Consider the following 22,698-nt stretch of genomic DNA (forward strand, 5'->3'; position numbering starts at 1 on the left):
TTAGTTGAGGAGTGAGAACAAATCTAAGTCTCAGATATATAGTACTAATGATCTATTAATGGGATTTATTATATATTAATTCCATATTCTGTATTACAATGATGACGAATACGAATTAGCTTGCTGTTTTCTTTCAAATTTATTACCACAATTGAAGAGGAGGCAATGAATGATGAAGAAGAATGCAAAGCTTAGGTTGAGTTGGAGAAGCCTTATTGTCGTATGTTTGATAATTAGTATTCTTCCTGCCGGTTCCGCGTTTGCAGCAGTGAACAAACCTTTTCCGCAACACACCACCTATACGAGTGGATCTATCAAGCCGAACAATGTAACCCAGACCAGTATGGATAATTCAGTGAAGACCAAATGGGATGCGTGGAAAACGGCCTATCTCAAACCAGCTGGCACTGGCAAATATTACGTTAAGTATAATTCAGATGGAGAAACGGTATCTGAAGCACATGGTTACGGGATGTTGTTCACAGTTTTGATGGCTGGTTATGACAGTAATGCTCAGACATATTTTGACGGCTTATATAATTATTACAAGGCTCATCCAAGTACAATTAACCCTTATTTGATGTCCTGGAAGCAAAATAGCAGCTTTCAAAACATTGAAGGCGAGGATTCGGCTACAGATGGAGATATGGATATAGCTTTCTCATTGCTGCTTGCGGACAAGCAGTGGGGAAGTAGTGGTACGATCAATTATTTACAAGCTGCAAAAGATATCATCAATGCGATTATGGACAATGAGATTAACCAGACACAGTGGACGATCCGTCTAGGTGACTGGGCGAATAGTGGCTCGTATAATACAGCAACTAGACCTTCGGATTTCATGCTAAATCATTTAAAAGCATTCCAACAGGCTACAGGAGATACCCGCTGGACGAATGTTATCGATAAAACGTACACGATTATAAATAGCCTTTATACGGGTTATAGCTCTAGCACTGGACTCTTGCCTGATTTCGTAGTTTACTCTGGGGGTGTGTATAAACCTGCTGCGGCGAATTTCCTTGAAGATGCCAATGACGGGAATTACAATTACAATTCTTGTCGTACCCCATGGCGGATCGCAACAGATTATTTGATTACTGGAGACAGCAGGGCGCTTACGCAGCTTAATAAGATGAATAGCTGGATTAAGACTAAAGTAAGCAGTACACCTGGTAGTATAAAAGATGGGTACAAGCTAAACGGAACCGTATTTGGAAGTTACAACAGCGGTGCCTTCTATGCTCCATTTGGGGTCAGTGCGATGACCTCATCAACTTACCAAAGCTGGTTGAATTCTCTCTGGAGCCACACAGCAAGCAGTGCTGCAGAAGATTACTATGAAGACAGCATCAGGCTGTTTTCGATGATCGTTATGTCTGGCAACTGGTGGACCTATTAAGAGAATATTTAGGTAGAAAAAGGCTGCCCCCAAAACGTTCATGCCCAAAACCATAAAAGCCAAACAGAACAGCGATTCTCCTAATATTGGAGAATCGCTGTTCTGCATTTTTGGTCAACTGCAGCTTGCTTCAGTAGATTATGGGCAAGTGAAAGCCACCCGATCTCTAACGTCACTTTTTTGTGCCGCAAAGCAGAAATCACTGGAATCCCCGAGATCCCCGCAATCTTCGTTTGTTCTTCGGTTATCCAAATACACTTTGCGGTTTCATCATTCGGCGTACGGCGGAGCATCCTTTATTTGATAACCAATTGAATCATGGGGCGTACCTAATGATGCTCCAAATGATGCAATAAGTGAAGCACTTATACAGCAATTAGTTATGATGAACGAAAGGCAGCCCCTGTTTCGCACACCGTAGGTTAAAATGGAAGTTAAAAGGACAACCATTACAGAGCTACATGCGAAAGGAGCTGTTACTATGAAGAATACCATAAAATACGTCGGTTTGGATGTGTCTAAAGAAAAAATTGCGGTGGCGATTGCAGATGAGGGTCGGGAACCCGCACGATATTATGGAGCCATCCCCCATACCCCAGATGCAGTGGCTCGAATGATTCGGAAACTCAAAGGTTCAGGGATTACACTGGAGGTCTGCTATGAAGCCGGGCTACGGGGTACGACTTATACCGCTGGTTGACGAAGATGGGAATTTCCTGTGTGGTAATTGCACCTTCGCGTATGCCACAGCGTCCCGGAGATGCCATAAAAACCGACCGACGGGATGCAGAAAAACTGGCTCAGTTACACCGGGCTGGAGAATTGACTGCGATCTATGTGCCAACGCCAGAACTCGAAGCTTTACGAGATCTCATTCGTGCACGAGAAGATGCTAGGCAAGACCTACATCGGGCTCGGCAACGGCTCATTCATTTTCTATTGCGCCACCAAATTCACAAGCCAGAGGGTATGAAAAAACGCTGGACCAAAAGGTACCGGGAATGGCTCTCTATGCTGAAGTTTAATAATGTAGCTCAAGAACGGGTATTTACCGAATCCCTGCAACAGCTCCGGGAAGTGGAGGAGCGAATCAAGCGACTTGAAGCCGCAATGCGAGAAGAAGCACAGATCTGCCCTTACGCACCTGTCATTCAAGCGTTGCAAGGCGCACCGAGGGGAATCGCCCTGCTGACAGCTATGACTTTAGTTGTCGAGATTGGAAATTTCGAACGTTTTCGTTCACCGGCTCAGCTCATGAGTTACCTGGGCTCGTGCCACGGGAATATTCCTCGGGAGCAAGTACCAAAAGAGGGAGTCTTACAAAAGTCGGAAATTCCGGAGTGCGGCGCGCACTGGTGGAGTCCGCATGGAGTTACCGTCACCGCCCTGCCGTCAAGGGAGATTTAGCAGTGCGTCTTGAGGGGTAGAGTATTCATGTCCATGAAACGTCGTGGAAAGCCCAAGAACGGTTACACAGCAAGTATTTAAAATTAGTCAGACGCGGGAAACACCGAAATTTAACCATGGCAGCAGTGGGTCGTGAGTTAATTGGATTTATCTGGTCGATTGCGGTAGAGGCAGAACGAAAAATGGCGTAGGTGAAACGAAAAAAAATAAAAACATACCCAAAAGATTTGAATCCTTGGGGCATGGAGACAAAGAGAAAGGTTCGAGGAGAATCCGTGAATTCCCTGTGCACAGGATCCCTGATCTAACGTGCGAAATTAGTTTACGGAAGCTCCTTCGACGTAGGCATAATATGTGGTAACCAACCCACGGATAGCAGATTGCCAGCCGACGACTCGCATTTTGTCTCTGTGCCCAAGGGATTGAAAACCCTCTAGTTTAAAGGGGAAAACAGGGGAATTGACTAATTCGTTCATAGCAGGGAATTTCTCCCTGAAATTCAGAGATTTCTGTTCATCAGACATATAATTAGGGAAAACTTCCCTAAATTTTGGCCGATTCAGTAACTAATAAAGAAATCTCCCTGATTATTAGGGAGGAATTCCCTGATTTTGTCCTTTTAGAGCGAATATCGGCTATTTTCAGGGAGTATTTCCCTAATCAGTTTACACTTACGCTGCACATCGCACATCGCACACCATTTCCCTATTTTTGGGACAACCTTTCTGAAGACTTTGCGGCATACAGATAAGCAGTACCGCAAAAGAATTGTGGTTTTAGCGAACGTTGTTTTCGGTGAAACGTCCTGCCAGTTTATATACAATTGGATTAAATAGGAAAATGTAGTTCCTTATATCTAAAAAAGGCAGGTGATAATATTGCTCTCAGACAAGAAACAATCTCTACTATTTATTATTATCGTATGGGCAATGGCGTTAGGGATGTTGCTGCTTCCGGAATCGGCACAGGGTCTGTATGGTTTTACTCCTTTTTTCGCAGTATGTATCATGATGTTTCTGATTGTGAGAGATGGATACAGTGCTGAGGGATGGAGAAGGTTGGGCTTCAAATTTAGGGGAGGCAAAGAATACATATTGGCTTTAGTTATTCCCTTAGGTTCACTGGGAGCGGGATATGCTGTCTATTGGATGGGATGGAACTCAAGCTTAATTTCTCCAGATTCATGGATCAAGTCTGCTATATATTTGCTCGTTTACATTGTTCTTGGTTCATTATCTGCTTTGGGGGAAGAGATCGGTTGGAGGGGTTGGCTGCTCCCGCGTTTTCAATGGATGGGAAGAGTAAGTTCTAGTGTGACAATGGGCTTAATCTGGGCTATATGGCATTATCCGGCGATTCTTGGGCCGCGTGCTTATCATTCCTCTGGAAGCCGCTGGCTCGTGGTGGTGCTCTTTACCTTATCTGTTATGTTTGCGGGCATCATTATAAATGAACTGCGTCTGACCTCCGGTAGTATTTGGCCGGCAGTGCTTTTACACGGAACTAATAATGCTGTAGATAGTGTTTTGCACAATATTACTGTCAGTTCTTCACCTATGTTGGAGTATGTGGCCGGGGAGAGTGGTTGGGTTCCAGTGATTTTATATGGCTGCGCAGCGATATGGATTCTGAATCGAAACCACAGAGTGAACCAGCAAAAAGCCAGGATAGAGCTATAATTCAATGCGGATATTTAGAGGAGAAGGAATATCATGCATAAAAGTATATAATTTCCTGTGTGATTCATATAAAATGGTAGGGGAATACCAACTAAGAATAGAGATATGTATAATTTTGTTCGTTCGGGGGATTTGAAATGACAGTAAAACTCCGCCAGTTATTCATATCAGGGTTACTTTGCATTTTTGTTTTTCTTATTATTCATTTTGTGTGGGTCATTCACTCTAACATCTTGCTTGGCGTTGGTCTGGAGCAGAATGAAGAAGGGCGATATTATATTGCTGAGGCAGACGTTTCAAGCGAAGGGTATAAACAGAATCTAAGGGAAGGGGATATCTTATTACGGGTTAATGGGAAACCGATTGATAAAGTGGATGAAGCTGTGAGATATGGAAGCTTAACTCAGGTTCAATCCGTTGACCTTCTTCGTAACTCCAAAGGGGGGACTTCACTTGCTTTGCATTATGATATTGAGAATAAATCCTCCATCTATCATACGTTTACCCAGCTTGTAGTCCCTGGAGCGACATTTGTTTTTCTGGCAGTGTTAAGCCTTCTATTATACCGCAGGAGAAGTGGGGATCGCTCAGTAGAGCTGCTGATTTTATTCTTTTTATTAGTCGGAATAACTTACTTTGCGGGATATGCCTCAAGTAGATCTGATCTTATTGGTAGAATCGCGATGGGTTGCGTGTTGCCTTTAATTCCACTGGTTTTTATTCACTTTCTCCAAGTATATCTGAAACGATTTGATGTATTAGTTCTATCTACTACTGTAATCAAAATATACTATGGCCTGGTCATTTTACTAAGCCTATTTTCCACCTCCAGTCTAATGGTTTACTCCTGGGATAGATCTTTGTATTCCTTTGTAAGGTTAATTATTATTGGGTTCTTTGTTTTTGGGATTTTTTACAGCATATTTAAGCTGCTATATTTATACCTTGCTTATCGAAGCACAGCGCTTAAATCGATGTTTAAAATTATGCTTACCGGACAAATCCTTGCGTTTACACCGTTTGTTCTCGTCTCAGCTGCACCCATTGCTGTTGGGGTCAACCTGATTCCTTACGAAATTACTACGATCTTTTTGTTTTTGATGCCAGTTACTTATTTTTATCTGCTGACAGCTAGGCAACTATTTGATATTGATTTCGCTTTTAATCGGTTTAAATATTATTTATTAATTGCTTTTTTTCCGGCGCTAATGATTGTAGCCGTACTTGCGATCATTCAGAGCAGGCAAGAGTATGATTGGATCAAATGGATTCAGATGTTTTTGGTTGTATATTTATCTATTACAATCTTTTTATTCTTTAAGGAGAAAATAGATTATTATTTCCGGCCTAAACTGTTCCGTGAGCTTTATCATTATCAAGGTAGTCTGGAGCGATTCTCGAAGCAAATCTCCAAGGTTATGATGCGGTCTGATTTGGAGGCTGCAATTTACAAGGAAATCAATGAGATTTTACCGGTTAGTCGGTCTGCTTTTTTTGAGAGAGATGAGGATATGAGTAACCTCGAACAAATAGTCGACAATTCGGGCCAAGAGATCAACATAGAATTTGTATCGAAATCTCCAGTTTTTAAGGTAGGAGAAGTAGTTCAACTCAAACAGGGGATCTTACTCGTAATCGGACGTCACCAAAAAAAATTTCATCTCCTCTGGATTGATCATAAGAAGAACCATACAAAGCTTAATTCGGATGAGCTTAACTGGTTAAATACCCTCGCAAATTATGCGAGTATTGTCTATGAGAATTTATATCTTATTGAAGGCTTGATTGAAGACCTTGAAGCAGAGATGAAAAAAGAGCTACATGCAGCACCATGGGTTCTACGCCTGATCTTTAACTTATCAGAGAAAGAACGCAGAAAGCTGGCGGCGGATTTACATGATTCTGCTCTTCAGGATCAGCTCATTTGGCTTCGCAGGCTGGAAACACTGATCTCCGATCATGATATTGAGGCGGATATTTTGCCAGAGCTGCTTCAGATTAAAGAGGGACTTCTGGATGTGATATATCAGATTAGGGAGACCTGCAATGAACTACGTCCACCGCTGCTAAGAGAGACCGGAATTGTGAAGGCACTGGAACTATTGTTTGAGTATGCCCAGCTGCAGTCCAACTACATTATCACCTTTACATCCAGTCCGATTGGTGAGCTAAGTGAAGACCTGGTGATTGCGTTGTATCGAATAGTACAGGAGCTCCTGCGGAATGCCGGGAAACATGCCAAGGCGAATCAGATTGAAATTGAGTTGGACCAGCAAGAGCACCTCTATTTTCGATATAAGGATGATGGGATTGGCATGAATATAGTTGATATCAGGGAATCTTTTCAGCATATGGGCCTGTCTGGAATCAAAGAACGTGTTGCTAGCTTAGAGGGGGAGTGCACTTTTACCTCGGAGAAAGGGAAGGGACTGGAGGTTATTATTTATTTACCGACAATGGCTTTTGTAGAAGAAAAGCACAGAGGAGGCGATGACGATGATACGTATCTTGTTGGTTGATGATCATCCTTCAGTCGGAGAAGGAACCAAAACTATGATTGAGCAGGACGCGGATATGGAGGTTACTTTTGTTTTGTCAGCGTTGGAAGCTTTGGATAGGCTTGAGCAACAAGAATTTGATGTGATCTTATGCGACCTCAACATGCCTACGATCAGCGGACTTGAATTCGCCAAAAGAGCCGTTCAACGTGATCCTGAATCTAAAGTGGTGATTTATACCGGATATGAGATCAGTGCTCATTATAATCTTTTGATGGAGTCAGGGGTCACAGGATTTATCTCTAAAACAGCTTCCCGAGAACAGTTGTTAAATACCATTCGTTGTGCACTAAGGAATGAGGCGGTCATTCCGGTGTCTTTACTTAAACAGCTACGAAGAAATGATATCAAGATTTCTAATCACCGGGATAATCGGCTGCTTGAAGAAGTGTCCATTAATCAAAGAGAACAGGAAATACTCCAAGAAGTAGCTAGTGGAAAAAGCAATAAAGACATAGCCAGCAAGCTTTTAATGTCACAAAGGACTGTAGAGTATAACCTGACGAGAATCTTTGAGAAGCTTAGTGTACATTCCAGATCCGAAGCTATAGTGGAAGGGAAGCGACTAGGTCTTGTTAGGATGGAGACTTTCTAAGTTGAAGCCCATACAACCCAATACATAGTTTTGTTAGTTTTATTCATGTGTTAAGCACCTCACTTTTGCATCTTGATCGTCATTACCTGTAATTCATAATTCTGAACCATTCAGGTATTTAGAGTATTATTCTGAAGAAATCAAGGAGGAACATCCATATGATTGACATGAACCAAATATTTTTGATTACAGATATCCCAGGTTACTCCCCGCAAATCAGCCGACTTTTATCCATGATGAACTATGCAAGATATACAACATTAGAAGCCGTTAAGGGTCTAACTGCGGAACAACTGGATTATTTATTGGATGCTCAGAGTAACTCTATTGGAGCGTTATTATTGCACTACGCTGCTGTAGAATTTGCATATCAAGTGGCAACGTTTGAGCAAAGAGATTTGTCTGAAGAAGAGCTAACGAGATGGGGACCAGCATTAAATTTAGGCGACGAAGGACGAGCGAATATTAAGGGGAATGACCTAAGCTATTATTTAGATCGCCTAAATGAAGTTAGACAAAAGACTTATGAATTATTCGCAACCGTCGATGATAATTGGTTATATACTGAAGAGGAATTCTGGCATAACAAACCTGCGAACTACTATTTTATGTGGTTTCACGTTTTTGAGGATGAAATCAATCATAGAGGCCAGATTAGGCTGATCCGAAAAAGAGCACTAGCTTAAGAAAGGAAGCGCGCGAATGGAGTACATAGAGAAAAATATAAAGCCTTTATTTAAGAAATATCCGCTGCTCTCGAAATTTGTATTAACAGTGGTGATTATAGACATCGTTTATTACGCCGGCAAACAAGTTGGAGGATTAGCTTATTACCTCATGCACTAATTTCTTTTGAAAATAAGCCGAATAGAAAAGGCGAGTTCCACTCATTTTGAGTGTGAATTCGCCTTTTTATATTGCTTAACCTAAATATCTGCTGTAGCTCTGACTCTTCCATGTGGCTATCCAGTTCATTATCAGTTCACACAAATTTGTTAGGATATGAAACATCAAAAGAGATATAGAGCATGACCAGGAGAGGAAGAGAAACAAATGAAAATATTAGAAGTTAAACATGTAAAGAAATCATATACTTTGTACGGTAAAGAAAAGGTGCCAGTACTCCATGATGTGAATCTAAGCTTTGAGACAGGTGAATTCGTCTCTATTCTAGGTGAGTCTGGCTGCGGAAAGTCCACACTGATGAACATCATTGGGGGAATGGACTCCGATTATGAGGGCGAGGTCCTTGTCCGCGGAAAGAATTTAAGCACGATGACCGAAAAGGAAATGGATGATTATCGCAAGAACAATATTGGCTTCGTTTTTCAAAATTTCAATCTGATCCCGCATCTGTCAGTTTTGGAGAATGTTACAGTGGCGATGCAGATGACGGATACCAGTGAGAAGGACCGCAATAAACGTGCTATAGATATTTTGACTGAGGTAGGCTTGAAAGAGCACCTGAAAAAACGTCCCAATCAGCTGTCCGGTGGACAGAAGCAAAGAGTGTCCATTGCCCGCGCGCTAGCGAATAATCCTGATATTATTTTGGCAGATGAACCTACAGGGGCCTTGGACAAGGATACCGGCGATCAAATTTTAGCCTTATTGGACAGCATAGCCAAAAGAGGGATATTGGTCATTACCGTGACCCACTCACAGAAAGTAGCCGACTCTGGTACCCGTATCGTAAAGGTGGAAGAAGGACGGATTAAAGATGATATTCAGTTAAAGGACCGCTCCTTGATTAGTTACGATGGAGGAGAGGGGTCATCCCGGAATCTCAGTTTATTTGCATCTTTTAAAATGGCTCTGCAGAATATGAAGCTCAACGCCAAACGTAATGTATTGGTAGCTTTGGGTGGGTCTATTGGTATTTTAAGCGTACTGTTGATGCTTTCCTTAGGGAATGGAATTACGAACTATATGAATGACGAAATTAATTCAAGTATGGATCCTTTACTCGTGGATATAACTAAACCCAGTGAAGAAGCTAAAGGCATGCAAGGTCCAGAGGCAATGATGTTGCCGGGCGAAACGTTTACGGCTGCCGATATTGAAACCATTCGAAATATTCCAAATGTTGATTATGTAGAAACCATCACTTCCATTTCGGGCAAATCTACTATGGTTTATGCAGATCAGACGGTTAGTCTTACACAATTAACTACCTTAACGGATGCTTTTGCTAAAGAGACGATTACCGCAGGGGCTTTTCCAGAGGACAAAGAGATATTATTACCCGTGAAAACGGCAAGTAAATTAAGCGGAAACGACAGTCCAGAGTCTTTGGTAGGGAAGTCGATTCATCTATATATTAATGAAATGGATGCTAAGCATAAACCGGTCACATTGGAACAAGAAGTCACTATCTCTGGTATTTATGAAAGCACTGATCCAAGAGCGCAAATGCAACCCACGGGTTATCTTCCAGCGCAGACTTTGGAGCAAATGTATGCTGACAAGGGGATTACAATAGGTCCAATTCAAGTTAATGCTTTTGCAACCGATATGAAATATGTGAATGATATTAATGCAGCCGCTGTTGATGCTGGGTTCTCAGGTTCTCAATCGGCAAAAATCATGGAGCGAATCACAACTTATGTGAATATGGCTACTATAGTTCTCTCTGGTATTGCCGGGATTTCACTTCTCGTATCAGGGATCATGATATTGGTTGTGCTATATATCAGTGTAGTGGAACGGACTAAGGAAATCGGGATTCTTCGGGCAATTGGCGCAAGGAAAAAAGATATTAAGCGTATATTCTTTTCTGAATCAGCTTTATTAGGTGTATTCAGCGGTATCTTTGCGGTACTCTTTGCTATTGTCATTAGTTATGTGTTAAATATTTTCTTGGACAATGCTTTTGGAGTGAAACTTATTAATCTATCCGGTTATTATGTGTTATTTGGGATCGTTGTGAGTACCCTGATTAGTATTATCGCCGGTTTGATGCCATCCTCTAAGGCTGCCAAACTGGATCCAATGGAATCTCTACGATATGAATAAATAGGTTAGCGGAGAGGATAATTGAGAGATGAACACGATTCTAGTGGCGGATGATGATTCTCATATCCGTAGATTAATACGATTATATCTTGAAAAAACCAATTTTCCGTAGTGGAAGCAGCAGACGGTCAAGAGGCATTAGACATTCTAGCGCATACAAAGATCGATTTGGCGATTGTAGATGTAATGATGCCGAATGTAGATGGTATTGAATTGACCGAAGATATCCGATCTTATATCGATATTCCAATTCTGATGGTTACAGCTAGAGGAGAATCTAAGGACAAAGTCAGAGGATTTAATGCCGGATCAGATGATTATTTAGTCAAACCGTTTGATCCCATAGAATTGGTCCTGCGGGTAAAATCACTATTAAAAAGATATCATTTAACCTCCTCGAGTGTGATTCAATTAGGCGCAGTGATGATTGATCTGGGGAATTTGACAGTTGTTGCGGCTCAGAGAACGGTGGAGTTGAAGAAAAAGGAATGTGAGTTGTTATTTGCTCTGGCGGGTTCGCCAGGGCAAATATTCACGCGTTCTCAGCTCATAGAAAATATTTGGGGTGTCGATTATGAAGGCGACGAGCGTACGGTAGATGTGCATATCAAACGTCTGAGAGAAAGATTGGAATCGATTCCTGAGCTAATTATTTCTACGGTAAGAGGACTTGGATACCGTCTGGAGTTGGCCTAAATGTTGAAAAAAAGCCTGCGTCTGCGTATTGTCATTACGTTCATTGGGATTGTGATCGTCAGCTTAATGATCTCTTTTTTGCTAAATGTACGGTTTTCCGAAAATAATGTGACCCCAAACCATATCTTCATTAGAGTAGCTGGAGACGTAGCCAAAGTGCTTACCCTAATCGATGATCCGGAAAAAACACAGGCATTTACTAAACTACTCAATAAATATGGTGTCGATATTGCGAAAGTGAGAGTGAATGAGTGGAGTGATGCTGTTTTTTCAGTGGATAAGGAGAAGGTTGCCGCTCTATTTAAGCCAGACTCCACAGACGCAGTGATGCTTAATGATAAGTCTGGTGTTGCTATTGTTGGCATTCCCATCGTAGATAAGGAGAAAGCTGCGCTCATCATTAAAATTGATTTTTCGTCGAGCTTGATCACATTCAGACGTAACGTATTTTTTACACTTCTAACGGTTTTAGTCATCGGAAGTTTACTGATTCTCTTGATGTCCGGTTTCATTGTGAAGCCTATCAAACGTCTGACGGAAGCTGCTAAGAAAATGGCATCAGGCGATTTATCTGTACGATTGACGCATAAAAATCAAGATGAGTTCGGGGAACTGATGGAAAGCTTTAATCATATGGCTAGTGAGCTGCAAAAGATAGATTCAGTTCGTGATGATTTTGTCAGCAATGTCTCTCATGAAATGCAGTCTCCGCTTACGTCGATTAGAGGGTTTACTAGAGCGCTGCAAGATGGTGTCGTTCCAGTAGAAGAGCAAAAAGAGCATCTGGATATTATTTATCAGGAAACGCTGCGCTTATCCCGCCTAAGTGACAATCTGCTTAGATTAGCCTCGCTCGATTCAGAACATCATCCGGTTAATCTCACCACTTTCCAGTTGGATGAACAGTTAAGAAGAGCGATCGTTCTGGCGGAACCCCAATGGGCACAGAAAAACATTCAGATAGAATTAGATTTATCGCCCTGCGAAATTACGGTGGATAAAGATTTATTTGATCAAGTCTGGCAAAACCTAATCAATAATGCTATAAAATATACAAGCCAAGAGGGTATCATTCATGTCGAAATCGAGCGTTCTATAGCGTTTGTGAAGGTTTCTATTAAAGATTCTGGTCAAGGCATACCAGAGGAAGCATTGCCCCGCATTTTTGATCGTTTTTATATGGTGGATAAAGCGCGGAGCAGCGTTCATAAAGGGAATGGACTTGGATTATCCATTGTTTTAAAAATTCTAAAAATGCATGATTGTAAAATAGAAGTGGAGAGCAGGGTTGGGGTAGGAACTGAACATTTGATCGGCATGATTGAATTAAACATTAGAAGCCATACGGACAGAAGCGGCGAAATCGGCTATATTGTCCATCCTGATGCCTGGGGACAGGGAGTCGCTACAGCAGCGGCCAAACGGATGTTAAAGTTCGGTTTTGAAGAACTGCAACTACATCGAATATACGCGACCTGTGACCCTAGGAATAGTGGATCATCCAAGGTGCTCACCAAGATAGGTATGACCTATGAAGGAAGATTAAGGGATGCTTTACTTATTAAAGATGGGTGGCGGGATTCTTTGATGTTCAGTATGTTGGAGCATGAGTGGACGGTAGCCCGCTAAAAATTAACTCTTGCTTCCCACTGGTAAGTTCACTAGAATATAAGTATTAGCTTATATACTTTCGAAAGGAGGAGAGAAGGAATGCAGACACTAACGGAAATTGCTGAAGACTTGAAGCTATTCGGAGATAAGACCCGATTGGCAATGCTTTCTCTTCTGAAAGAGCGGGAATGGTGCGTGTGTGAATTCGTTGATATCTTTGACATTTCCCAGCCGGCGATTAGCCAGCATTTACGGAAATTGAAAAGTAGAGGAATCGTTAGGGAAAGCAAGCGGGGACAGTGGGTACATTATTCGTTAAATGTCGAGGATAAACCACATCTTAAGGCTGTTCTTCAACAGATGCCTAGTACCAAATCGATATTGGCTGAACTGAATAAAGAGGCTAAAGAGCCATGCTGCGACTAAATTTCAGGTAAGGATTTTTTTGATTTATATATAACCATATAGTTATATAATGATGTTGGATTGAAGTCACATGCTTATATAGGAGTGTTGAAAAAGATGTGGATTGGCAGTAAAAGGGGGATGGCACTTTGGCTATTGTAGCTATCCTTATATTTTTAGTAACTTTAATCCTTGTAATCTGGCAGCCCCGGAATTTATCGATTGGATGGTCAGCCTGCGGTGGCGCGATCATAGCTTTGCTAGCTGGGGTAGTCAGCTTTAATGATGTTCTGGATGTAACGCAGATCGTATGGAATGCTACTTTAGCGTTTGTGGCTATTATTCTGATTTCTTTAATTCTGGATCGAATCGGATTTTTTGAATGGGCTGCTTTACATATGGCGCGGGCTGCCCGCGGGAATGGCAGACGAATGTTTGTGTATGTCATCGTTCTTGGCGCATTAGTGTCTGCATTTTTTGCGAATGATGGAGCGGCTCTGATTCTTACGCCTATTGTGCTTGCGATGGTAAGGGCGCTGCATTTTGATGAGAAAAAAGTATTTCCGTTTATTATCGCCAGCGGTTTTATTGCCGATACCACCTCACTGCCGCTCGTGGTCAGCAATCTGGTCAATATCGTATCGGCGGATTTTTTCGGGATTACGTTTATGGAGTATGCAGGCAAGATGATCATACCTACGCTGTTCTCACTTGTGGCGAGCATCGTGGTGCTCTATTTCTTTTTTCGCAAAAGTATTCCCAAGCACTTTAACGATTCACAGCTAAAAGATCCGCATGAGGCGATTAAAGACAAAAAAATGTTCCAGCTGTCATGGATTGTATTGGTTGTTCTTTTGGTAGGGTATTTTGTCAGCGAATTTTTGGGTATTCCGGTATCTGTGGTTGCGGGGATCATAGCTATTTTGTTCCTGCTTCTCGCGAGAAGAAGCCCTTACGTCAAGGTGAAAGAAGTGATTACAGGAGCGCCTTGGGCGATTGTGTTCTTTTCCATTGGAATGTATGTCGTAGTATATGGACTTCGAAATGTTGGGCTGACGGATTTACTTGCTAAGATGATTGGGTCTATTGCTGATCAGGGCTTATTTGCCGCAACGATGGGTATGGGCTTCATAGCTGCATTGATCTCATCGCTGATGAATAATCTGCCTACCGTTCTGATTGACGCGCTTGCCATTGATGCGACGCATACCACTGGAATCATTAGAGAGGCTTTAATATATGCGAATGTTATAGGTTCGGACTTAGGACCGAAGATCACTCCGATTGGCTCACTCGCCACACTGCTGTGGCTACATGTACTTTCGGCTAAAGGCGTGAAGATTTCTTGGGGAACGTATTTTAAGACAGGTATTATTTTAACCATTCCAACGTTATTTATTACGCTTTTAGGTCTTTATATGTGGTTGTTAATTAACTAATTTGAATAGGGGAAGATCAAGATGAACAAGAAAACAATTTATTTTTTATGTACAGGGAATTCCTGCAGAAGTCAGATGGCTGAAGGCTGGGCTAAGCAATATCTAGGAAAAGAATGGAGCGTGTACAGTGCAGGTATTGAAGCTCACGGTCTAAATCCAAAAGCTGTACAAGCCATGAGCGAAGTAGGCATAGATATCACGGGCCAGACCTCGGATATTATTGATGCTAATCTGCTGAACAACGCGGATCTAGTCATTACCTTATGTGGAGATGCTGCGGATAAATGTCCAATGACCCCTCCGAAGGTCAAACGGGAACACTGGGGCTTCGATGATCCGGCAAAAGCGCAAGGGACGGATGAAGAGAAGTGGGCAGTGTTCCAGCGTGTGCGTGACCAGATTGGAGATAGAATCAAACATTTTGCGGAGACTGGTGAATAAGCAAAGGGAGGAAGTAACCTATTCTTTTAACTTAGGGTATTTCACCACTGGCCATTTCACTTTCCGTAAGGCATCGGTCACTTCGGGCCCAACGTTCAAATTACTTTGAACCAATTCATGGGGAGTGAGAGCCATCCATTGGTTCAGAGAGACGTCGGCAAAACGGTCACTTTTGAACATTTCGAGGAACCACAACGATTCTTCTCCTGTATTCTGAATATAATGTCCAAATGCAAAAGGAACATACCCAACATCGCCAGCCCTGTAATTAAAGGTACGTGCCGCACCGTTTCCGGCAAACACAGTCATCCGTCCTTTTCCGGTAAGATAATATTGCCACTCATCGTTGTTGGGGTGCCAGTGGAGTTCTCTCATTCCTCCAGGTTCAATCTCTACCAGTGCAGCAGCCACGGTCTTGGAGATCGGAAAGTTGCTGGAATCAACGATTCTGACGCTCCCGCCAGGAGTCTTCAATGGAGGCTGTGCCAATAGCGAATGTTTGAAACTCTGTGGAATTTCTCCGTAAGGCGACTGCACCTTTTGGCTTTGTAATGAGCCGGGAACTTGATCCTGATAAATGTAAACCTGTTCAGTGGGGATGGAGTCAAAGGTCTCGGCAGGTATTCCAAAGTTAGCTGAAAGAACCTCTTTGGGCGTATGGGCGAACCAATCGGAAATAGACAAGGTATTCAGATCGGAGAAGCTCCCGTCGTCAAAGACTAGGAGGAATTCGCAGCCTTCTTCAAGACCTTGTATAGAGTGAGGAATACCCGGCGGAAAATACCATAGATCACCAGGTCCTACATCTGCTATAAAGTTCCGCCCATTCTGGTCCACAGCAGTAATCCGAGCGCGGCCTAACAGCATATAAGACCATTCCGCTTGCTGATGCCAGTGAAGCTCTCGTACTCCACCGGGGGTCAGGCTCATATTCACACCTGCCAGTGTAGTTGCGATAGGGAGTTCTCTGACGGTTACTTCTCTGGACCAGCCACCATGATTAAGCTGCATATGCGCATCGGAGAAAGAAAATTTCAAATTGGGAACCAGGCCCGCATCAGTCACCGGAGGAACGAACATATCCGGATTCTCAAGATCCCGCATAACATCGCGAGGGCCTTTATCTAATCCCCCTGTGCCATCGCTTCGGATGGGCTGGGGGATGTTTGTTTTTTTTGCCGAATCCTGTCCAGCAGAAGTCATAAGATGTTCTCCTTTCTTGTTCCTTAAGCGTTCAATGAAAATATATGCGGAATGCTGTCTTTTATGATGGATAGCAGAAGTGGTACAAGTTGACATGTGTAGGGTCATCATTGATTATTACTAATAGAGGCTAAGGTTCTAGATGAACTGGAGAGGGGTTTGTGATGATTCACATCAAGGAGTCCTTACAACGATTAGGGAAAATAAAAGCTTATGTAATAGGTCTTTTAGTGATTATGTTCGCCGTGGGATCTGCGGTTACACCTACATCGGTGTCAGCAGCTGTCCAGTTAGGGACACAGGTAATGCCACTGTCATACGGGGGATATTACGTGCTTTTTCCAGGTAAACTCGCCCCTTATTTCAAAGCAGGTAAATTAATGGTGCCGATTCGAGCCTTCTCCAATGCGATTGGCGCAGATTTGCTCTATGACGCTCTGAGCAAGAGTGTTACTGTTTCACTGTTGGACCGATCTGTAGGAAATATTAAAGCAGGGCAGCTAGAGGCAGATTTTAATGGGGAGACCGTAGAATCATTAGGCGTTGCTCCAGAGGTAAAGGATGGCGCTCTGTTTGTTCCGGCTTCCCCTATTTTAGAAGGGCTTAAGTCTTTTCGCTGGGAAGTGCAATTTAATAATGTGAATAAATTAACCCTTGGCATTGGAGCCAGAAAAGGGGAGGAATGGGTGAAGCCTGAGGCAGATCTTGCCCTTGCTCCTTATCCACTCGAAACGACAGCACATCCGTATCCTTTATATCCTACTATGCTAACGCAGGCTCAATCCGGGAAAGAATATAGATTAACCTTAGGCGTGCAAAATACCTCCGGATTCATCATCCCTAAAGGAAACGCGGAATTAGAGCTGGTGAGTGTGGACAGTAAAGGAAATTCTTTTTATCAAACGTTGAAAGGACCTGATTCTTCAACCTCCAAGGCGGCATTATTATCATTTTCCGTTTCCATTCCAACAGAGGCTGAATACGTCATTTTCAGGTCACGCACATTGAGAGCGCAATAAGGCATTTGCTATAGATTATTCAAACAAGCTAGACAGAGAGCGGGTAAAGAAACAGATGACAGGTAACAAAGAGCAGCAATATCGCTTCAGCGAAGCACCGATTTGGGAATTGCAACGAACATATTATGAAGAGCAGGGATTAAAGGCTTGGAATAATGATCAGGTCCCGCAGTACATCACGAGTAACCCTATGATTGCAACAGCATACGCAGAGATGATCTTTGGATTCCTGCAAGACCGGGCTGGACAAGGGCATCTCTCAGAGACCGTTACGATTCTAGAACTTGGAGCGGGAGCAGGCCGGTTAGCGTTCCATGTGCTTAAAAAGTTGTGTGAAATCGTAGACTACGCAGATATTCCTCTACCTCCTTTTCGTTATGTGATGAGCGATTTGCCTTCCAAAAATATATCCAGTTGGCAGCAGCACCCGAGCCTACTTCCTTACGTGAAGCAGGGTATTTTGGACTTCGCACGTTTTGATGCTGTGCAGGATGTAGAACTACATTTAGTACACGCTAAGCTCAACATTCGGCCGGGTGATTTACAGCAGCCATTGGTGATTGTGGCAAATTATTTTTTTGACAGCATTCCGCAAGAATTAATTTATGTGGATGAAGGAAAAATATATGAATGTGAGGTTTCGATCCAGTATTCGGCGGAAGTTGATCCGGATAACCCCTCCGATGCGCTCGGCAAAATCATCCCGCAGTACCATTATCGGCGTGCGGCTAGTTATGAAGAGGAGACTTATCCCTATCATGACGTTATAGCGCTTTATCAGCAGAAGCTGGAGGATTCACATATACTCTTTCCGGTGGTGGGGCTCACTTGTCTGGAGCGGCTTGCGCGGCTCTCTACAGAGGGAATCGTGCTGCTTACAGCGGATAAGGGAGACCATCGCTTAGAGAACTGGGAATTTGCAGAACCTCCATTGCTGATTCATCACGGAAGCTTCTCTTTGACTGCGAATTATCATGCGATAGAACATGTGCTGAAACAAAAAGGGGCGCATTCAATATTCACCAGTCATCACTATAAAAACCTGAACATCGGCTGTATTCTTATGCTTCCAACTCCGTTGAGCTATACAAATACTCGGCTGGGTTACAAGCGGTTTATAGAACGTTTTGGTCCCGATGATTTCTTTAGTATGAAGGAATGGATGGATCAGCAATTAGATACGATGGGGCTGCAGCAAATTTTGGCCTTTTGGCGTTTGGGTGGGTATGATGCTGAATGGTTTATCCATAGTGCTGAACAGATTTCGGAGCTACTGCCCAGTGCCAGTGATGAAGAAATGCTGGATTTACAGCGAGGAATACAGTTGATGTGGACTGGCTATTATCCGATGGAACAGAGTTATGACCTGTCGCTAGATGCTGGCTTACTGCTGTATGAAATGGATAAATTCGCGGAAGCATTGGTTTACTTAGAACGCTCTATGCATGCCAATACGGAAGAACCATTAGCATCAGTGCTTTATAGCATGGCAATTTGTAACTACGAGCTAGGAGCTGAAGCTGCTGCATTGGAATACGCGCGTAGAGCTTTGGCTGCAGAGCCTGACAATGAAGTAGTATTGGAGCTTCTAACGGCGCTGAGCGAGGAATAAGCACATTTACATAGGGTTATCTTTTTGGTATCCTATACAAAATAATCAAACGCGATGACGAGAAGAGTACATGAAATCATTCCTTCACAGAGAGCCCTGGATGATGAGAACAGGGTAAGGGGGATTTTATCGAAACAAGCCTCTGAGCGGCATATCGGAACCGGACTAAGGGGATGGTATGACGGGAGCTCCTGTTATAGAGCTAGAGTATAAGCACTGCGTAAGATGTTTTGCCGTACTTGATGAGATTAATATGGTGACATATTAATGAACCTGGGGTGGTACCGCGAGAATTTCGTCCCCAAGACCATAAGTCTTGGAGGTGAGGTTCTTTTTATTTTGCAGATTAAGCAGGCGGATATCACTTATAAACAGGAGGTAACACCAATGAACGAGGAACCGGAAGTATTAGCAGAGAGTTACATCGACAGATTGATTCAAGAAGAGCTGGGAGCAGGGACTTACAGTAGAGATATTTGCACGAGATTTCCACCTGAGCCTAACGGGTATCTGCATATTGGCAGTGCGTATGCTATTCACACGAACTATACGACTGCGAAAAAGTATGGCGGGAAGTTCCATTTGCGCTTTGATGACACCAATCCTTTAAAAGAGGATTTGGAGTATGTAAATGCCATCATCGAAGATATTCAATGGATGGGCTATCCACCGGACCATATTTTTTATGGATCAGATTATTCTGAGAAAATATACAATAGCGCAGTTACGTTAATCCGAAAAGGAAAGGCTTATGTCTGTGATTTATCACCTGAAGAGGTGACAGCCTATAGAGGGACGCTTACGGAGCCGGGAAAAAACAGCCCGTTCCGGGAGCGTTCTGTAGAAGAGAATTTGCGGTTATTTACGGAGATGAAAGCTGGAGATTATCCGACGGGAGCCAGAGTGTTGCGGGCTAAAATAGATATGAGCTCACCTAATATCAACTTACGTGATCCGGTGATTTACAGAATCATTCATGCGGAGCATTATAGAACGGGTAACGAATGGTGTATCTATCCGATGTATGATTTTGCCCATCCTATACAAGATGCTATCGAAGGGATTACGTATTCCTTATGCTCGATTGAATTTAAGGATCATCGGCCGCTCTATGAGTGGGTACTGAATGAGCTGGATACCCCTGAAGCTCCCAAGCAAAGAGAGTTTGGACGGGTGAACATCACCGGAGTTGTGACGAGTAAACGGTATATCAGGCAACTGGTTACAGGCCATTATGTGGACGGTTGGGATGACCCAAGACTTCCTACGCTTCGCGGTTTACGCAGAAGAGGTTTTACACCGGAGAGTATCCGGAATTTTGTGAAGGAAATTGGATTTGTCAGAAATAGCACCATTGTGGATATTGCCATGTTAGAGCATGCGCTTAGACAAGCTTTGAAGGCAAAGGTTCCAAGTGTGATGGCTGTTCTTAAGCCTTTAAAAGTGGTCATTACTAATTATCCTGAGGATCATAATGAAGGGCTGACGATTGAGAATAACAGTGAAGATAAGTCACTTGGGGAAAGAGAGGTTCCTTTTTCACGAACCCTTTATATTGAACAAGAAGATTTCATGGAGGAGCCGCCAAAAGGTTATCACAGGCTGACTATGGGGAACGAGGTAAGGCTAAAGGGTGCTTATTTCATTAAATGCAACGAAGTAATCAAGGACGAAGTTACCGGAGAAATCCTAGAGCTTCGCTGCACCTATGATCCGAGAACGAAGAGCGGAAGCGGGTTTAATGAACGGAAGGTTAAGGCAACCATTCACTGGGTATCGGCAGATCATGCTATCAAAGCTGATGTTCATCTATATGAGCGGCTGCTGAAAGATAACGACGGTCCTAAAGAAGACGGTGAGCGCTGGGACGCGTATCTTAATCCGGATTCCTTGACGATCCTGAAGGATTGTTTGCTGGAGCCATCGATGGGCAACGCAACGCCAGAAGATAAATTTCAATTGATCCGGCATGGATTTTTCTGTGTGGATACGAAGTACACCACGGCAGATAAGCTGGTGCTGAATCGGATAGTACCGCTGAAGGACACATGGAAGAAAAATTCATAAGCAGCTTAAGCTAGGCGAAGATCGGGTAATTTCTGATCATCGTCTAGCTTTTTTTGTTATTGGTCATAAGTATTATAAGCAAATGAAAATTCCATATGAAACATATTTACATTTTTCAGAAATAAGCATATACTTTAAATATAAGTTGCACAGGGGAAACTTTCGTGTATATAGACAACTTTTTCAGGGCAAGAGGAGGAATTGAAATGCTCGAACAAACTTTAGTAGAACAACCACATATAAAACAACATAAGAACTCTGTTTCAGCACAAGCCGTACTTAACGGGGAGATCAAAGGGATTAAACGATTACTTCCTTTCCTAGGCCCAGCTTTTATCGCTGCAGTTGCTTATCTGGATCCGGGTAATTTTGCCACCAATATTACGGCAGGCTCCAAATATGGATATCTTTTATTGTGGGTGATCGTAGCCTCTAATCTAATGGCTGTACTAATCCAAGCGTTATCCGCCAAGCTGGGGATTGCGACAGGCAAGAACTTGCCTGAGATCGCTCATGATCGTTTTCCGAAGAGTGTATCTATCTTCTTATGGATTCAAAGTGAACTGGTGATTATAGCTACGGATCTGGCAGAGTTTATCGGGGCGGCATTAGGATTATATCTCTTATTTGATATTCCCATGCTGCCAGCAGCACTGATTACTGCGGTGGGCTCATTTGCTATCTTAGAGCTGCAACGCCGGGGATACCGCTCCCTAGAGGCAGGGATTGCCGCGATGATCCTTATAGTCGTATTAGCCTTCGCTTTTCAAGTTATTGTAGCTAAACCGGATATGGGAGCAGTTGCCGTAGGCATGTTTACACCTAAGTTTGAAGGGGTGGACAGCATCCTTTTGGCCGCAGGAATTCTAGGTGCAACCGTGATGCCACATGCGATTTACCTGCATTCATCACTTACACAGAACCGTATCGTCGGGGTGAATGAATCGGAGAAAAAACAGATTTTCAAACTGGAATTTATAGATATTATAATTGCGATGATTATCGCAGGTGCAGTAAATATGGCTATGGTTATTGTCTCTGCGGCATTGTTTTTCAAAAATGGTCTCGTGGTTGAGGATCTGGATGTCGCGTTTCAGCAATTTGGTCACTTAGCTGGGCCAGTAACGGCGATCTCGTTTGGGCTGGGACTACTCATTGCGGGACTGTCGAGTTCCTCCGTAGGGACTATGGCTGGCGATGTGGTTATGCAAGGCTTCATCAACAAAAGAATTAACCTGTACTTGCGCCGTGCGATTACCATCATTCCCCCACTAGCGATCATTGGTTTTGGTGTGAATCCAACGAAGGCACTCGTAATAAGTCAAGTGATTTTGTCCTTTGGGATTGCGTTCGCGTTGATTCCACTGGTTGTGTTTACAAGCAACCGCCAGATTATGGGCGGGTTAGTGAACCGCAAAATGACAGCCACTCTGGGCTGGATTATCTCCGGTCTGGTTGTATCGTTGAACTTGTTCTTGGTCTATCAAATGCTCGTATAAGGAAGCAGTCAAAAGAGCCCGACCCACAAATCTCCTCAGATCATACCTGA

At 43.0% G+C, this 22,698-nt stretch carries 16 protein-coding genes, 2 pseudogenes and 1 other annotated feature; of the genes and pseudogenes, 17 read left to right on the forward strand and 1 reads right to left on the reverse strand.

What is annotated here, in order from left to right:
- The first annotated feature begins 169 nt into the window (after positions 1 to 169).
- The 13 genes and pseudogenes from NST45_RS00280 (at position 170) to arsC (ending at position 15,248) form a co-directional block, all read left to right on the forward strand.
- Positions 170 to 1,402 carry a glycosyl hydrolase family 8 gene (locus tag NST45_RS00280; protein ID WP_256721480.1) on the forward strand — a complete coding sequence of 411 codons (1,233 nt, stop codon included), beginning with the start codon at positions 170 to 172 and terminating at the stop codon, positions 1,400 to 1,402.
- Positions 1,403 to 1,883: 481 nt separating this feature from the next.
- Positions 1,884 to 2,102, forward strand: coding sequence for a hypothetical protein (locus tag NST45_RS00285; protein ID WP_339824506.1), 219 nt, complete (start codon positions 1,884 to 1,886; stop codon positions 2,100 to 2,102).
- A 5-nt stretch (positions 2,103 to 2,107) separates the two neighbouring features.
- Positions 2,108 to 2,775: pseudogene (locus NST45_RS00290) on the forward strand (transposase); the annotation flags it as partial.
- 912 nt (positions 2,776 to 3,687) lie between these two features.
- A complete protein-coding gene (locus NST45_RS00295) occupies positions 3,688 to 4,488 on the forward strand; it encodes a CPBP family intramembrane glutamic endopeptidase (RefSeq protein ID WP_076142220.1) in 801 nt (266 codons plus the stop codon).
- 137 nt (positions 4,489 to 4,625) lie between these two features.
- A complete protein-coding gene (locus NST45_RS00300) occupies positions 4,626 to 7,007 on the forward strand; it encodes an ATP-binding protein (protein WP_076142219.1) in 2,382 nt (793 codons plus the stop codon).
- On the forward strand, positions 6,985 to 7,641 hold the full coding sequence (locus tag NST45_RS00305) for a response regulator transcription factor (RefSeq protein ID WP_036680324.1): 657 nt from the start codon (positions 6,985 to 6,987) through the stop codon (positions 7,639 to 7,641). The genes NST45_RS00300 and NST45_RS00305 overlap by 23 nt, the downstream gene beginning before the upstream one ends.
- Positions 7,642 to 7,808: 167 nt before the next feature.
- Positions 7,809 to 8,327, forward strand: coding sequence for a DinB family protein (locus tag NST45_RS00310; protein WP_036680360.1), 519 nt, complete (start codon positions 7,809 to 7,811; stop codon positions 8,325 to 8,327).
- Between the two features lie 367 nt (positions 8,328 to 8,694).
- A complete protein-coding gene (locus NST45_RS00315) occupies positions 8,695 to 10,656 on the forward strand; it encodes an ABC transporter ATP-binding protein/permease (protein ID WP_036680322.1) in 1,962 nt (653 codons plus the stop codon).
- A gap of 28 nt (positions 10,657 to 10,684) precedes the next feature.
- A pseudogene (locus NST45_RS00320) lies at positions 10,685 to 11,352 on the forward strand (response regulator transcription factor).
- Entirely contained in the window at positions 11,353 to 12,981 is a 1,629-nt protein-coding gene (locus tag NST45_RS00325) for a GNAT family N-acetyltransferase (RefSeq protein WP_339824510.1), read from the forward strand.
- Between the two features lie 81 nt (positions 12,982 to 13,062).
- Positions 13,063 to 13,389: a metalloregulator ArsR/SmtB family transcription factor gene (locus tag NST45_RS00330; RefSeq protein ID WP_036680319.1), complete on the forward strand. Its 327-nt coding sequence runs from the start codon at positions 13,063 to 13,065 to the stop codon at positions 13,387 to 13,389.
- 128 nt (positions 13,390 to 13,517) lie between these two features.
- Positions 13,518 to 14,807: an arsenic transporter gene (locus tag NST45_RS00335; RefSeq protein ID WP_036680316.1), complete on the forward strand. Its 1,290-nt coding sequence runs from the start codon at positions 13,518 to 13,520 to the stop codon at positions 14,805 to 14,807.
- 21 nt (positions 14,808 to 14,828) lie between these two features.
- On the forward strand, positions 14,829 to 15,248 hold the full coding sequence (arsC, locus tag NST45_RS00340; RefSeq protein ID WP_036680313.1) for an arsenate reductase (thioredoxin): 420 nt from the start codon (positions 14,829 to 14,831) through the stop codon (positions 15,246 to 15,248).
- An 18-nt stretch (positions 15,249 to 15,266) separates the two neighbouring features.
- On the opposite strand, the gene NST45_RS00345 is transcribed toward arsC, so the two are convergent.
- Positions 15,267 to 16,451, reverse strand: a complete 1,185-nt coding sequence (locus tag NST45_RS00345; protein ID WP_036680311.1) for an oxalate decarboxylase family bicupin — start codon at positions 16,449 to 16,451, stop codon at positions 15,267 to 15,269.
- Between the two features lie 164 nt (positions 16,452 to 16,615).
- Between NST45_RS00345 and NST45_RS00350 the strand changes: the two genes are divergently transcribed.
- From NST45_RS00350 to NST45_RS00365, 4 genes are all read left to right on the forward strand, one after another.
- Positions 16,616 to 17,470 (forward strand): copper amine oxidase N-terminal domain-containing protein, encoded by an 855-nt coding sequence (locus NST45_RS00350; protein WP_036680310.1) that lies wholly within the window; start codon positions 16,616 to 16,618, stop codon positions 17,468 to 17,470.
- Between the two features lie 55 nt (positions 17,471 to 17,525).
- Entirely contained in the window at positions 17,526 to 19,082 is a 1,557-nt protein-coding gene (locus NST45_RS00355; protein ID WP_076142218.1) for an SAM-dependent methyltransferase, read from the forward strand.
- Positions 19,083 to 19,127: 45 nt separating this feature from the next.
- Positions 19,128 to 19,388, forward strand: a binding site (T-box leader).
- An 81-nt stretch (positions 19,389 to 19,469) separates the two neighbouring features.
- Positions 19,470 to 21,149, forward strand: coding sequence for a glutamine--tRNA ligase/YqeY domain fusion protein (locus NST45_RS00360; protein ID WP_076142222.1), 1,680 nt, complete (start codon positions 19,470 to 19,472; stop codon positions 21,147 to 21,149).
- Between the two features lie 206 nt (positions 21,150 to 21,355).
- Entirely contained in the window at positions 21,356 to 22,648 is a 1,293-nt protein-coding gene (locus NST45_RS00365; protein ID WP_051491117.1) for an Nramp family divalent metal transporter, read from the forward strand.
- The last annotated feature ends 50 nt before the right edge of the window (positions 22,649 to 22,698 follow it).

Source organism: Paenibacillus sp. FSL R7-0163 (genome assembly GCF_037969975.1).
Taxonomy (GTDB): domain Bacteria; phylum Bacillota; class Bacilli; order Paenibacillales; family Paenibacillaceae; genus Paenibacillus_AQ; species Paenibacillus_AQ odorifer.

Coding starts and splice junctions, on each gene's coding strand:
- NST45_RS00280 (WP_256721480.1), top strand. CDS start 170: ATGATGAAGAAGAATGCAAAGCTTAGGTTGAGTTGGAGAAGCCTTATT.
- NST45_RS00285 (WP_339824506.1), top strand. CDS start 1,884: ATGAAGAATACCATAAAATACGTCGGTTTGGATGTGTCTAAAGAAAAA.
- NST45_RS00300 (WP_076142219.1), top strand. CDS start 4,626: ATGACAGTAAAACTCCGCCAGTTATTCATATCAGGGTTACTTTGCATT.
- NST45_RS00305 (WP_036680324.1), top strand. CDS start 6,985: ATGATACGTATCTTGTTGGTTGATGATCATCCTTCAGTCGGAGAAGGA.
- NST45_RS00310 (WP_036680360.1), top strand. CDS start 7,809: ATGAACCAAATATTTTTGATTACAGATATCCCAGGTTACTCCCCGCAA.
- NST45_RS00315 (WP_036680322.1), top strand. CDS start 8,695: ATGAAAATATTAGAAGTTAAACATGTAAAGAAATCATATACTTTGTAC.
- NST45_RS00325 (WP_339824510.1), top strand. CDS start 11,353: ATGTTGAAAAAAAGCCTGCGTCTGCGTATTGTCATTACGTTCATTGGG.
- NST45_RS00330 (WP_036680319.1), top strand. CDS start 13,063: ATGCAGACACTAACGGAAATTGCTGAAGACTTGAAGCTATTCGGAGAT.
- arsC (WP_036680313.1), top strand. CDS start 14,829: ATGAACAAGAAAACAATTTATTTTTTATGTACAGGGAATTCCTGCAGA.
- NST45_RS00345 (WP_036680311.1), bottom strand. CDS start 16,451: ATGACTTCTGCTGGACAGGATTCGGCAAAAAAAACAAACATCCCCCAG.
- NST45_RS00350 (WP_036680310.1), top strand. CDS start 16,616: ATGATTCACATCAAGGAGTCCTTACAACGATTAGGGAAAATAAAAGCT.
- NST45_RS00355 (WP_076142218.1), top strand. CDS start 17,526: ATGACAGGTAACAAAGAGCAGCAATATCGCTTCAGCGAAGCACCGATT.
- NST45_RS00360 (WP_076142222.1), top strand. CDS start 19,470: ATGAACGAGGAACCGGAAGTATTAGCAGAGAGTTACATCGACAGATTG.
- NST45_RS00365 (WP_051491117.1), top strand. CDS start 21,356: ATGCTCGAACAAACTTTAGTAGAACAACCACATATAAAACAACATAAG.